Below are 13,132 nucleotides of genomic sequence, written 5' to 3' on the forward strand. Positions count from 1 at the left end.
CGCGGTGTGTTCAGGAGCTCAGTGCGCCCGCCAGCAGTGGCCAGGAGCGGTGCAGATCGTCTTGCCAGTACCCCCACGAATGCGTGCCGGAAGGACGGAGATCGTAGACGATATCGGTCCGGCCGAGCTCCTGGGTGCGGCGTTGGAGCGCCCGGGTGCAGTAGTCGGCCGCGGCCTCGATTCCGCCGCCGACGAGCAGCTGGTTCCACAGCATCCGCTGGTCACCGTCGAGCCGCGGATCGCCGGCGCTGTCGTATCGCCCGGCCAGCCCGGTGCCGCTGGTGATGTACATCGGGATATCGGGGAGCCGGTGGGCCTGCAGGTAGGGGTCGTGTTCACGCCACCCCGGGCCGTCGCCCGGGCCCCACATGTTCTCGGGGTCGCCGCCGCCCAGACTCACCACCAGGGTCACGAACGCTTGCCCCAGCGGGTCACTGGTCATGGCGCATCCGCTGTAGGCGGCCGCGGCACGGTAGAGGTGAGGGGCGCGGATGGTGAGGTCGAGCACCGAGGTCGCGGCCATCGAGATTCCCGCGATCGCGTTGCGGCCCGTGGTCCCGAAAGCGGAATCGAGTACGGGCGGTAGTTCTTCGGTGAGGAAGGTCGCCCACATGTTCCGGCCGTTGTTGCCCAGTTTCGCGGCCAGGCCGGCGTCCTCCTGCTGCCAGTCGGTGTAGTAGCTGAAGGCCCCTTCCGCGGGGATCACCACATTGACGTGTTCGCCGGCAAAGAAATCGGACACGTCGGTCTGCGCGGACCAGGTCGCGGCGTCTTCGCCACCGCCGGCGCCGTTGAGCAGGTAGAGCGTCGGCGCGGGGGTATCGGTATCGGCCGGGCGCAGCACCTGCAGCGGGATATCACGCCGCATAGCGGGTGAGTACACCGTGACCTCGACCGATCGTCCGGCGCCGGGCGCGAGCGAGACGATATGCGCTTCCGGTGTAGCGGCGGCACGCGGTGCCGCACCGAGGACGAGAACGAACAGTATTGCCAGCAGATATACCGGCGACGTCCTGCTTCGTGGAATCATGAATTCGTACACGTGGCTTTCGAGCACGGGGTCCACCCGTCGCGATCGGGTGGACCCCCTTTTCCGACCGGCGATCTATTTGCCGGGGGCGGGTGTGCCCCCGCTCAGGGTGATCAGCGCGTTGACGATACTCGTGCCGATACCGCCGGCGCTGGCGGTGCCCATGCCCAAGATTTCCATGAGAGATCCCATGTCGTGCTCCTTGCGGTGTTGAATTATCGGAATTCCGAACGGAATTTCGGTAAAAGTGGGTGTATCGTTTGCTGAATCAGGCAACGCTTCCCTGTAGGGAACCGATGAAAACATCGAGGAGGCCGTCACCTGCGACGGCCGAACCGAGTGCCGGAATCAACGCCATGAGCAGATCGCTCAACGAACCCATAGTGAACTCCTCGAGAGGGTTGAGACGTCCTCACGGATACGACTTACGCCGGGAAGGACGGCCACGGCCGCGGTGTCCGGCAGTGACCCAGGCAACATAACAAGCGACCAGTTTTCCCGCAACGAATTCCTCTGAATTCGAGTTACAGAAGGCTGGCAATCAATTGGCAATCACTCGCGATGCGCTGCGAACCCCACCGGGCACCCGACGAGTGATACGCGACGGGGCCGGCCGCCCGGTGAGGGGGTTGCCGAATGCGCGGTGCGGACACGAGGAACCGGCATCGCCGAGCACAGGAGTCCGCGGGTGTCTGGGCCGGATACCCCACCGGAATCACCGACACCGCGCCCTCCTATCGCCCGACCCGGCTCACCCACCGGCTGCGCGCTCCGGCTGCGCGCTCCGGTTGCGGCACGCGAGGCGGATCGGATCACGAGCCCCCGCCGGGTATCGACGGGAACGCCACCCGCACGCGAGGAGGCCCGGCACACCGGCAGACGACGGGATGCCCGGCGCGAAAGCCCATCCACGACGCGGCGGCCGGCCGCACCGGGGAGCGAGAGCCGGGAAACGAAAAGGCGCTGATATGGCGATGGCTCGGACCCTATCGGTCCGAGCCATCGACGTATCAGCGCACTGTGTGCGCGGGGCTCAGGCGAACACCTCGGTGAGATCACCGTAGAGCCGCTGCTCGGTGCACTGGGTGTCCGCGTCGAAGCTGGCGTACACGGCGCCGGGAATATCGAGTTCCTTACCGTTCTTCAGCCAGTAGTGGATGCGGATCTCGAAGGTGACCTCGGCCGTGCCGTCCGCGGCGGTCTGCGGCTCCATCCAGTGGAAGATGGTGTGCCGGATCTTGGTGGTCTGGTCGAGCACGTACTGGATGGACGCGGCGGCGGCTTCCCGGCCGGTCACGGGTTCGGCATTGGCGAAGGTCAGCTTCACGTCGTCGGTCATCAACTGCACGGCGTCGGCCAACCGGCCGGAGTCGATGTGCTCGTAGTAGTCCTCCACGGCCTTCCGGACGGACGTCATCAACGCACTCCTTGCTGAGTTTCCCGAAAAGGGAACGGTTTTCGATTGCTGCGAGCACACAGTAGTGGAAGTTCACGCCCTCCGCCGGGGATCGCGAGGAGCGGTAGTTCACGGTCCGGCAACGGTTTTCGGGGTCGGCGGCGTGGAGTCCGCCAGCCCCTGGGATCACTGCGCCTCGGCCGGTGCCCGCAGCGAGCCGGGTACGGCGGCCCGGATCGCCGCGGCTTCGTGATCCAGCAGGACATCGCCACCCTGCGTGCCGACGATCGGACTGTACGGGTCCGGCTCGTAGGGATCGCCGAGCAGTTCGCGCAGTACCGCCAGCCCGCAGAACGGCACATAGTGCGGGCTGTAACCACCCTCCTGGACGAAGGCGATCCGCCCCGCGCAGAGTTCGGCCGCCACATCGAGTACGCGCCGGGTGAGCTGGGCGAATCCGGCGCTGGTGACCATCTGGCGGGCCAGCGGATCCATCATGCTCGCGTCGAAACCGGAAGCCACGAGGATCAGCTCGGGCCGGAACTCCCGCAATGCCGGCAGTACGACCTGGTCCATCGCGTGTACATAGGCGGCGTCACCGCTTGCCGGCGGGAGCGGGATATTGATCGAGAAGCCCTCGCCCGCGCCCGTGCCCCGTTCCTCCAGGTAGCCGGAATTCGGCGGGAAGCACAGGTGCTGATGCAGCGAAATGGTGAGCACCGACGGATCGCTGTACCAGATCTCCTGGGTGCCGTTGCCGTGGTGCACATCCCAGTCCACCACCGCCACCCGCTCCAGGCCGAGGACGTCCTTGGCGTAGGCGGCGGCTATGGAGATATTGTTGAAAATACAGAACCCCATCCCACCGGCCCGGTACGCATGATGTCCCGGCGGGTTGACCAGCGCATATCCGGTATCGATGGTCCGGGAGACCACCTGATCCACGAGCTGGATCGCACCACCGGCGGACAGCGCCGCGATCTCGTAACCACCGCGGCCGAACGGCGAACAGCCGTCGCCGGCGTCGCCGCCCTTCGGCTGGAGGCTCTCTTCCTTGATCCGGGCCAGATGTTCGGCGGTATGGACGCGGAGGATATCCGCTTCGGTGGCCGGGACGGCCCGCACCGGCTGCAACCGGTCGAGCAACCCGGAGACGGCGACCAGTTCATGGAACCGCCGTTTGGTATCGGGGTGGGCCAGATGGTGACCTATCGGCTGGAGTCCGGTGGTCGCATCGGCGGGGAACAGACTCCCCGAACCGGTGTCGGCCCATCCGTAGACCGTGTTCCAGACATATCCGATTGTCATGGTCGAGCTCCTTGGTGTCCCACTACCCGTTCCCACGGGCGCCGGACGGCAAAACCGCGCGCAATCGATCGACAGCGCCAGCTCATCGAGCCACAACCGGTCTCCGGCCGCAACCGGAACGCGATACCCGCGGCCGCCGGACCCTGCCGCGGGCGGTCCACCCGCGCGACCCGCGAGCACGAATCCGATCGGTACCCACCACTACGCAGTCGAGGCCGGCCGACGACGGCGGCCTGCACGTTCCCATACTCGGGATGATTCGGGACAACCGCGGGCGGCGACGCTGCTATCTTGTGGCTCCTATGCGTCGCGATCAATCGAGAGGGCCGTCTCGGCCGCCGATCCGACATCGACTCCGTAGCAGGCTGTAGACGGTGGGTTCGCTTCCCGCATCCCTACAGGCCGCAGGCCGCGCAATCGACATCGCGTTGCGCGAGGCTGCTCGGAAGAGTCGGGCAACGTATCGCACGACCGGTGTGGGGTTGCGATCCGCGGCCGGTCGGCTACGAGATGTCAATGGCCGGTCGGCACTGAAGATCGGCGCCCTGGCTGCCGCGACCGGCACAGGTCTTGTCGTCCTTCACGGTGATGAGAAGCAGGAGTACGCAGTACCGCCTCGTAAAGGAACCGCCGAGGACGCGAAACGGATCAACAAGTGGTGGAACTCGCTCTCTGCCGCTGAGCAGGAGGAGCTTCTGGACAAGGAACCCGGGCGAATCGGCAATCTGAACGGCATCCCGGTAGCGGTCCGCAGCGAGGCGAACAAACGGGTCATGAATGCCGATATCCAGCGGGTGGAACGAATTGCCGAGGCCGAGGGCGTATCGGCCGAAGCGATCGAGAAGGATCCGGAGAAGTACGGCCTGACAGCCGACGGCATCACGCGCTACCACAACGCGAAGAACGTCAGATCGGGACTGCGGGCCTACGAAGGCCCGAACGAGGCCGACGGCGGCGGGTATCCCACCGCCCCGTACGAGACCTACCTGTACGCGTACCAGCCGCTCGCATTCGGCGGAAAAGGCAGGGCCGCGATCAGTATCGGCAATCCGGACACGGCAGCCAATACTGCGGTGGTCGTGCCGGGGGCGAGCCAGAGCGTGCGAGCCAGCGACGCATCGGACAAGGGCTACTTCGACGTCCAGCGCGACCAAGCACTGAACCTTTATACCCAGTCCAACAGTGCCGACCCGGACAATCCCACGGCGGTGGTCGCCTGGATGGGCTACGACGACCCGGCCGACGGATTGCGGGCGGTGCTGGAGGGCGACCCGACCGCCGAACGCGAGGGCGGCAATCTGCTGGCCGAAGATGTCGATGGACTACGCGCGACACATCAGGGACCCCGTGCCCATCTGACCGCGGTGGGATACTCGGCCGGCGCCATGGTCGTGTCGGACTCAGCGGCAGCGAGTCGATTGCAGGCCGACGATGTTGTGCTGCTCGGGCCGATCAATGCCGATCAGGCGCGGAGTGTATCCGATTTCCACCTGGGTGATCGCGGAAACGTGTACGTCGGGCAAGCGTCCAACGACCTGAATTCCTATGGGGGGCATTTGATTTCGAATGCCGTTTCGGGTGGTTCCAATCCCCTCGACCCTGATTTCGGAGCGACGCGCATCAAAGCGGAAGCACCGGAGACCGCGCTGTACTCCTCGCCGATCGGCTACAGCGGCCAAGCCCACCTGCACTACTTCACCGCCGGCAGTGAGTCGCTGTATGCCACGGCGTTGATCGCGTCCGGTAATGCCGACCGCCTGGGACCCGAGGGAATGAAGGCCGATCGGATCGATGAGCGCCCATTCTGGCCGGACGACGATCCCGAAGCAGACCGGTCGGGCGTGCGAGACGATCACTATCACTCGCCCGAGTAGCCGCGCGCCCGCCTGGACCCGCCGCGAAACCATCCCATCCACACGGAACGACGGATCGGCGCCTGGGCGAACCACCGGGTTCTCGGTCCGTGCCGGTCGTCGCCCCGGCGCGGCCGAACCGCACTGTCTTCGTACGTCCGACAGCGGGGCGGCGGCCGAGTATCTCGGATTTACCGGCCGCCGCCCCGGTAGCTATCGACGAGACGGGCGGCGCAAACTCATCGGTACCGCCAGAATTCTTTCGAAAAGGCCCGGTGGCCGCGCCCGAGCCCCGCGTACAGCGTCGCCGAAGCGGGTATCGCACGTCGCGAAACACCGGACGAGCGTCCTCGGCACGCGGGTATCGGCGAGTAGGCACGGCCTCTTCGGACGCACTCGCCGACCCGACCGGCCTGCCACGGACCGCCCGCGGCTCCCCGTAGGGTCCGGAGTGCTCGATCCGCACGCGTACCACTTCCCACCCGTTCACCGAGAGAGAAGGGGTTACACATGTCGATCCGCACCACCGCCGCCGCTGCGCTCGCCGCATTGGCCGTCCCCACCGCGGTCGCTCTCGCGGCTCCGGCGGCCACGGCCCAGCCCGCCGAGGGAGCCGTGGACCAGCAGGACAGTCAACCGGGACTCTTGGGTCTGCCGGGCCTGGTCGACCTCCTGGCCGGCCTCGGCCTGCAACTCCCGGGAGGCGAGGAAGGCGAGCAGGAACCCGGCGACGACCGACAGCTCCCGGGCGGTATCGACCAACAGGCACCCGGCGACACCGATCAACAGAGCCCCGGCGGCGCCGACCAGCAGACACCCGGCGGCGTCGACCAACAGGCACCCGGCGACACCGATCAACAGGCACCCGGCGGAATCGACCAGCAGCAGGCGCCCGCCATCGATCAGCAGGGCGCCGCGCAGTACTACGGCCCCGCGGCGTAGCGCCGGAAGCGGGATCGGTTCATCAGCCGCCGCCGGGCGGGCGCGGGGCCTCGCCCGGCGGGCAGTACTCGCCCCGACGAACCCGCGCGAGCGTGAACGATATCGACGAGGAAAGGGCCTCGCTCGTCTGTGCATACGGAATACGGGCTCGCCCGTCCGTGCCGCGCCACACCGACTACTCGGCCACGACCGCCGACGAGCCGCGCGCCGGATCAACCGACCGGCGCCGACCTTCCGCGATCAGGTCGGTGAACCCGCTGCCGCACCCGTCGCCAGGTCCGCGCCCCAACGCTCCACGGCCGCATCGAGGTCCAGGCGGCGGGGCCGCATATCCTCGGTATCGGGCCAGTCGGCGCGGGGGACCCGCCACATCACCTCGAACTCGTTGCCGTCCGGATCTTTCGCGTAGAACGATTTGGACATCAGGTGGTCCGAGGCGCCGACCAGCGCGTCCCGGGAGCGCAGGCGGCGCCCGGCCTCGGCGAGTTCGCCGAGGGTGCCCACCTCCCAGGCGAGGTGATAGAGGCCGACGCTGCCGGACTGCGGGCCCAGGGCACGGTCACCGAGCGCGAAGAGCCCCAGGTCGTGGTCGTTCTCGGTATCCGGTGCCCGCAGGAAGGCGGCCCGGCCGGGGATGAGGTGGGCGACGACGAATTGCAGGGTGGCGGTGTAGAAATCGACGGCGCGGTCCACATCGCGGATGTAGAGGACGGCGTGGTTGAGCCTGCGTACGGGCATGGCGGACCCTTCTGTGCTTATCGCCGGAGTCAGAGCGCGGCGACGACGGCGTCGTGCAGGGATGTGGCGGGCCGGCCCAGTAGCCGGGCCAGATCGGGCGTGACGGTGGCGAGCGCGCCCTCGGCGATCCGCGTATCGGCGTCGACGAGTAGTTCGACCAGGAAGCCGGGGAGGCCCGCACCGGTCAGGATTTCAGCGTACTGCGTGGCGGGGAGGTCGGTGTAGGACACGGTTTTACCGGATACGGCCGTGGCTTCGGTAGCGAGATCGGCCAGTGTCCAGGCCGCGTCGCCGGTCAGCTCGTAGGTCCTACCCGCCTGGTTCTCGGGCGCGGTCAGGACGATCGCGGCGGCCTCGGCCAGATCGGCGCGGGTGGCCCCGGCGATGGCGCCCCGGCCGGCGGCGCCGACGAGGGTGCCGCGCTCCACCGCATCGGCGAGAGTGGCGGTGTAGTTCTCGGTGTACCAGCCGTTGCGCAGCAGGACGGTGGGCACGCCGGCAGCGGCGAGCCGGGCCTCGGTGTCGCGGTGGACCCGGGCCAGGGACAGCGGATTGGTATCTGCCCCGACGATCGAGGTGTAGGCCACGAGCCCGACCCCGGCCCGGGCCCCGGCATCCACCACGGCGGCGTGCTGGACGAGCCGGAGGTCGTCGGGACCGTTCGCGGAGACGAACAGCAGCTTATCCGCGTCGGCGAACGCGGGAGCGAGGGTTTCGGGCCGGTCGTAGTCGGCGATGCGCACCGTCACGCCCCGGGCGGCGAGATCGCCCGCCCTGGTCTCGTCGCGGACCGCCACCGCGAGTTGATCGGCCGGTACGCCACGCCGCAGCAGGGCGTCCACCGCGAGGCGGCCGAACTTTCCGGTGGCACCGGTGACGACGAACATGACGAGCTCCTTCTGGATGGCTACACGGATCCGCCCACCAAAGTACACGGTGAAATAGTTAGCGCAAACTATTGGTAAGTGCTCTCCGGTGGTTACCATGGCGGCATGGACGTAGCGGACCACTCCCCCTCGGAAACCTCGACCGCGGCGTTGCCCTTCGATGTCTTCGCCCGGGCGTGCCCGTCGCGGCCGGTGCTCGAGCACCTCACCGGACGGTGGGGCACCCTGGTCCTGGCCGGGCTGGCCGACGGCCCACTCCGCTTCGGTGACCTGCGCCGCCGGATCGACGGCGTGAGCGAGAAAATGCTCGCCCAGACGCTGCAACAGCTGGAACGCGACGGTTTCGTCCACCGCGAGGTACGACGCGCCATCCCACCCCATGTGGAATACAGCCTCACCGGGCTGGGCGCCGAGACCGCGCCGCGGTTGCTCGACCTCATCGGTTTCCTCGAAGCACGCATGCCCGAGGTACTCGAGGCGCAACGACGCCACACCGAGTCGCGCACCGACCCCGCTCCCTGATCGGCGTCACCACGGCGCCACCGCCGGACCGGTCACGGCCGGAAGACCTTGCACCGAGCGGACTGCGGTCTTCGAATGCCCGCCCGTGCGCGGGGCACATACGGTGAAGCACCTTCTGGAGTCGGGCGCGCCGCGCGACACGCTGCCTCGCGGTCCCCGGCCGGACCAGTTCGGGTAGATGGTGCCATCCCCGCAGGCCCCGGCAGGCTGTTCGCAGTACAAACCGGCAGTACCGCGAACCCTCCCGTTTCCGGGCTACCGCAGCGGCGGACTCACGGAGCGACAGACGCGCGCAGCGTTCCTCGTGGCGGAGGCTTCAGGACCGTGGTGATGGCATCCAGCCCCACCGGCTCGGCGATCAGATCCCGCCAGGGCAGGGCATCCACGGTGGCAGTGAGGAATTCGACCGCGCGGGTGAGGTGCCGGGGTTCGTAGTTGTGCACACCGGTGACGGTGAGCCAGCCGCGGACCACGGCTTCGGGGTCGAGGGGCACGCTCGAACACGTACTCACCACCGACGGCATCCGGCTCGGCCTGGAAACCACCCGCCTGCCCGCCCACCGCTATCCCGGGCTGCTCGAAACCTTCGACTACAGGCAGTCGCTGTACGCCGAAATCGCTTCTCGCGGAATCGCTTTCGCCGACGCGGTCGACAGTATCGAGACCACCCTCCCCGACGCCCGCGAGGCGGCCCTGCTCGGCGTGGACACCCGCACCCCGATGTTCCTGCTCAAACGCGTCTCCTACGACCCCGGCCGGGTCCCCATCGAACATCGCCGCTCCCTGTACCGCGGCGACCGGATGACCTTCACCGCCATCCAGACTCCCTGAAAAGCCTCCGCGCGCCATCGATGCACACCGATGAAGCGTTGATAGCTTTCGCGCATGAAATCGAGAAGAGCATGTGGTGGCGCACTGTCACTCGTCGCCCTGATCGCCGGGCTGCTCGTCACGACCCACGCGACGGCAGCGCCGGATATCGAGCCGACCGCCGGTGACCCGATGAAACGCAGCCCGGTACCCGTGATCGCCAACGGATTTCCCGGCGGGAGGTTCGCGCTGCGCAACGAAGAGGCCCGGCTGTGCCTGGCCAGCGAGCCCGGCCGGTACTACGAATTCGACGGCACCTGGCAGCAGCGGGAGCATCCCCGGCGCAACGACCGGGCGAGTGTCACCACCGATCCCGGCCTCACCATGCGCGGCTGCGACGGATCGGTGCGGCAGAGCTGGTTCTTCGACTCCAGCGGCACGAACCCGTTGTTCGGCCCGCACAACCAGCTCGTCAACCTCGTCGCCGAGCAATCGCGCGGATATTTCGCACTCTCCTACGGCAGCACGCCGTTGCGCGGGGGAACCGATGCGCGGCTGGTCGCCGCCGCGTCGACTCTCGCGGTGAAATGGCAGGTCGAGGACGGCTACCTTTTCGAGCAGGGTTATCCGAAGTCGGTCCTCACCTATCTGCCCGATACCGGGGCACTGAAGATGACTCCGCGCGGCGGCCCGTACCAGCGCTGGCGCCTACAGGCGACGCCGTAGCCCGGACTTCCGGAGCTCAGGACCGCAGGCCGGCCAGGACTATCTCCAGCCCGCCGCGGAATTCGGTTTCCGGGTCGGCCGTGCCGGCCGCTTCCGCGATCTCGATCAGCTTCGGGAACCGATCCGCCGGCAGAGCAGCGATCCGGTCGGCGACCACCGCCCGGTCCTGCCCCGCACGGGTCACCAGTGGACCGGCGAGTTCGGCCTGCGCGAATCCGGTGACATATCCGGAAACCACGCGGAAGGCCACCAGCAGCTCCACTCCCGACCTACCGGAGCGGGCCAGCGCCCGCAGCAGCGCCTCCGCGGGCGCGAGAGTGGCGATATCGGAGCTACGGCGGGTCAAGATCAACGGAATGGCGTGCGGATGTGCGCGAACGGCCCGCCACATCCCTTCGGCGACCGACACCACCTGCGCCGGCCAGTCATCCGGCGTTTCGACCCAGCGCGTCTCGCCCATGACGGCTTCGGTCACCAGCTCCTCGAGCCCTTCCCGGCCGTCGACGTAGTTGTAGATCGTCATCGCGCCGGTACCGAGCCCGGCGGCGAGATTGCGCATGGTGAGGCCGGCGAGACCGTGCTCGTCGACCAGCGCCAGCGCAGCCTCCCGGAGTTGTTCCCGAGTGAATTTCCGGGGCGCGGGCATAGTCCTCCCTTGTTCAAGTACGCCGTACGTGATTAACTCACCTCGTTCACGTACAACGTACCTAAATCGAGGTGTCATGACGATCCGTACTGATTTCCCCTCCGGCCGCGACCGCTGCGCGGCCTGGCTGACGCTGCCCGACGGCCCGGGCCCGCACCCCGCCGTCGTCCTCGTCCACGGCGGCGGCGCCACCCACGAGATGATGCTCGGACAATACGAACAATGGTTCGCACAGGCGGGGCTGGCCGTAGTGGCGTTCGACTTCCGCCACCTCGGCGAATCCGGAGGCGAGCCGCGACAACTGGTCGACCAGCGCCGCTACGCCGAAGATGTCGATGCCGCACTGGACTTCGCCCGCTCCCGCCCGGAACTGGACGCCGGCCGGATCGCCCTGTGGGGTACCTCCTTCGGTGCCAGCCATGTCCTGGCCGCCGCTGCCCGCCACCGGGATCTGCGTGCGGCGGTCGTGCAATGCCCGGTTTTCAGTGGACGTGCCGTCGTCGCCCGAGCGGGGGTGGGCCACCTGCTGCGGTTCACGCTCCCGATCGTCTCGGACCTGGTCCGCGCGGCACTGGGACTTTCCCGGCGCTACGTTCCGCTGGTCGGCGAACCCGGAGAGCGTGCCTTCGTCACACAGCCGGGAGCGCTCGCGGGCTGGCAGTCCGTGACACCGCCGGGCTATCACTTCGACAACCGGATCACGGCGGCCTCCGGCCTGGGCATGCTGTTCTACAACGCGGCGTCGGCCGCACCACGGTTGTGGTGCCCGCTGATGGTCTGCGCCTGCGAACGCGAGAATCTCATCGATCCGGCGATAGCGGCCCGAGTAGCCGCCCGCGCGCCTCGAGCAGTGCTGAAGAGCTACGACGCCGACCATTTCACCGTCTACCATCCACCGGCGGTGCAACAGATCGTCGCAGACCAGATCGCCTTCCTCACCGAACATCTCGTAGCCCCACGCACGGGGGACGACCCCCGAACCGGAAGCCGGCACTTCGGTTAGAGTGCCGGACGAGGCCGGCGGGCCGTGGTGGAAATGCAGAGGGTGGCGTCGTGCTGATCCGGTCGTACGAGATCACGCAAGCCGTTCTCCGAGCCGGCCGGGACATGAGCAGTTGGTTCCTGAGATTGGAAGGGCCCGATGCCACCCACGGCATCAGGCCCTTCGCCCGGAAATTCGAGCAGACGGCCGCGGAATTCGCCGATGCCGACAAAGGATTTCCGCATGACTCCGGCGGCGGTTCCGGTGGCGCGGCACTGCCGGGTCGCGGATCCGCCGACCCGTATCCGAAGATCGAACTGCATGTCCATCTCGAGGGCACGATCCGGCCGGAGAAGCTGCTGGATATGGCCCGGCGCAACGGTGTGGCACTGCCCGCGGACAATGTCGAGGCGCTGTCGGCGCTGTATCGGTACCGGGACTTCGGCCACTTCCTGGAGATGTGGCGCACAACCACCGGCACGATGCGCACCGAAGACGATTTCCGGCGAGCCGTCCTCGACTACGCCCTGGAGGCGAAAACGCACGGCGTGCAGTACATCGAAACAACCTTTTCCCCCATCAATCGCAACAAATGGGACGGTATCCCCTACCCGGCGATGTTCGACGGTGTCACGGACGGCATCACCGCGGCCGCCGAACACTACGGTGTCACAGTGCGTGCCATGCCCAGCCTGATCTGGGGAGTCGACCGCGACCTCGCCGAAGAATGCGCGCGATGGGCCGTGCGCTACCGGGACCGGGGCATTGTCGGCCTGGACGTCGGCGGCAACGAATTGGCGCGCGGCGATGTCTCGGAATTCGACCGGGCGGTGGCCCTCGCCCGGGACGGCGGGCTGGGGATCGTGCCGCACGCGGGAGAAGCCGGGGGTGTGCGCGCTATCCGAGATGTCCTGCGCTGGAACCCCGACGGGCTACAGCACGGGATCGCCGCGGCCGGCGATCCCGCACTCATGGCCGAACTCGTGGATCGAGGAACCGTACTTCGCGTGACCCCGACCTCCAACGTCGCCACCCGTGTCGTGGCCGATATCTCGGAACATCCCCTCCCCCGGCTGCGGGAGGCCGGCGTTCGATGCAGTATCGGCACCGACGACCCGGCTCTGTTCGGCACCACGCTCGGCCAGGAATACGAGCTGGCCGAGCGACTCGGTATCAGCCCCGCCTCGGCCTATCGGGCCGGCGTCGACGGGTCCCTGTGCGACGACACCGTGCGGCGGCAACTGCGCGAAGTCGGCGACAGCGCGTTCGGTCCTCCACACAGCTGACCGCGA

General features: G+C 67.8%; 13 protein-coding genes and 1 pseudogene. 7 read left to right on the plus strand and 7 right to left on the minus strand.

The features are described 5' to 3' along the window. Positions 1 to 10 precede the first annotated feature (10 nt). From ON38_RS23360 to ON38_RS23370, 3 genes are all read right to left on the minus strand, one after another. On the minus strand, positions 11 to 1,030 hold the full coding sequence (locus tag ON38_RS23360; RefSeq protein ID WP_039827151.1) for an alpha/beta hydrolase: 1,020 nt from the start codon (positions 1,028 to 1,030) through the stop codon (positions 11 to 13). Between the two features lie 1,033 nt (positions 1,031 to 2,063). After that, entirely contained in the window at positions 2,064 to 2,447 is a 384-nt protein-coding gene (locus tag ON38_RS23365; RefSeq protein ID WP_039827088.1) for a nuclear transport factor 2 family protein, read from the minus strand. 165 nt (positions 2,448 to 2,612) lie between these two features. After that, entirely contained in the window at positions 2,613 to 3,734 is a 1,122-nt protein-coding gene (locus ON38_RS23370; RefSeq protein WP_039827089.1) for a histone deacetylase-like amidohydrolase, read from the minus strand. Positions 3,735 to 4,108: 374 nt separating this feature from the next. On the opposite strand from ON38_RS23370, the gene ON38_RS23375 reads away from it, so the two are divergent. Both ON38_RS23375 and ON38_RS23380 read left to right on the plus strand, forming a co-directional pair. Next, a complete protein-coding gene (locus tag ON38_RS23375; RefSeq protein ID WP_157181853.1) occupies positions 4,109 to 5,608 on the plus strand; it encodes an alpha/beta hydrolase in 1,500 nt (499 codons plus the stop codon). A gap of 489 nt (positions 5,609 to 6,097) precedes the next feature. After that, positions 6,098 to 6,529, plus strand: a complete 432-nt coding sequence (locus ON38_RS23380) for a hypothetical protein (protein WP_039827090.1) — start codon at positions 6,098 to 6,100, stop codon at positions 6,527 to 6,529. Positions 6,530 to 6,769: 240 nt separating this feature from the next. On the opposite strand, the gene ON38_RS23385 is transcribed toward ON38_RS23380, so the two are convergent. Continuing rightward, positions 6,770 to 7,267 carry a VOC family protein gene (locus tag ON38_RS23385; protein ID WP_039827091.1) on the minus strand — a complete coding sequence of 166 codons (498 nt, stop codon included), beginning with the start codon at positions 7,265 to 7,267 and terminating at the stop codon, positions 6,770 to 6,772. Between the two features lie 29 nt (positions 7,268 to 7,296). Then, complete coding sequence (locus tag ON38_RS23390) at positions 7,297 to 8,154, minus strand: SDR family oxidoreductase (protein WP_039827092.1); 858 nt, start codon at positions 8,152 to 8,154, stop codon at positions 7,297 to 7,299. A 105-nt stretch (positions 8,155 to 8,259) separates the two neighbouring features. On the opposite strand from ON38_RS23390, the gene ON38_RS23395 reads away from it, so the two are divergent. After that, positions 8,260 to 8,676, plus strand: a complete 417-nt coding sequence (locus ON38_RS23395) for a winged helix-turn-helix transcriptional regulator (protein WP_051165092.1) — start codon at positions 8,260 to 8,262, stop codon at positions 8,674 to 8,676. Positions 8,677 to 8,948: 272 nt separating this feature from the next. Here ON38_RS23395 and ON38_RS36210 read toward each other — a convergent pair whose 3' ends face one another. Further along, positions 8,949 to 9,119 carry a hypothetical protein gene (locus ON38_RS36210; RefSeq protein ID WP_157181854.1) on the minus strand — a complete coding sequence of 57 codons (171 nt, stop codon included), beginning with the start codon at positions 9,117 to 9,119 and terminating at the stop codon, positions 8,949 to 8,951. A gap of 52 nt (positions 9,120 to 9,171) precedes the next feature. Here ON38_RS36210 and ON38_RS23405 point away from each other — a divergent pair. Continuing rightward, positions 9,172 to 9,507 (plus strand): annotated as a pseudogene (locus tag ON38_RS23405) (UTRA domain-containing protein); the annotation flags it as partial. A 54-nt stretch (positions 9,508 to 9,561) separates the two neighbouring features. After that, positions 9,562 to 10,212, plus strand: a complete 651-nt coding sequence (locus ON38_RS23410) for a hypothetical protein (protein WP_039827094.1) — start codon at positions 9,562 to 9,564, stop codon at positions 10,210 to 10,212. A 16-nt stretch (positions 10,213 to 10,228) separates the two neighbouring features. Here ON38_RS23410 and ON38_RS23415 read toward each other — a convergent pair whose 3' ends face one another. Next, positions 10,229 to 10,858 (minus strand): TetR/AcrR family transcriptional regulator C-terminal domain-containing protein, encoded by a 630-nt coding sequence (locus ON38_RS23415; protein WP_039827095.1) that lies wholly within the window; start codon positions 10,856 to 10,858, stop codon positions 10,229 to 10,231. A gap of 76 nt (positions 10,859 to 10,934) precedes the next feature. Here ON38_RS23415 and ON38_RS23420 point away from each other — a divergent pair, with 76 nt between their 5' ends. Next, positions 10,935 to 11,861 carry an alpha/beta hydrolase gene (locus tag ON38_RS23420; protein ID WP_051165093.1) on the plus strand — a complete coding sequence of 309 codons (927 nt, stop codon included), beginning with the start codon at positions 10,935 to 10,937 and terminating at the stop codon, positions 11,859 to 11,861. 50 nt (positions 11,862 to 11,911) lie between these two features. Then, a complete protein-coding gene (gene add / locus ON38_RS23425; protein WP_218000825.1) occupies positions 11,912 to 13,126 on the plus strand; it encodes an adenosine deaminase in 1,215 nt (404 codons plus the stop codon). The last annotated feature ends 6 nt before the right edge of the window (positions 13,127 to 13,132 follow it).

It is taken from the genome of Nocardia testacea NBRC 100365, assembly GCF_000308775.1.
In the GTDB taxonomy this organism is placed as follows: Bacteria; Actinomycetota; Actinomycetes; order Mycobacteriales; family Mycobacteriaceae; genus Nocardia; species Nocardia testacea.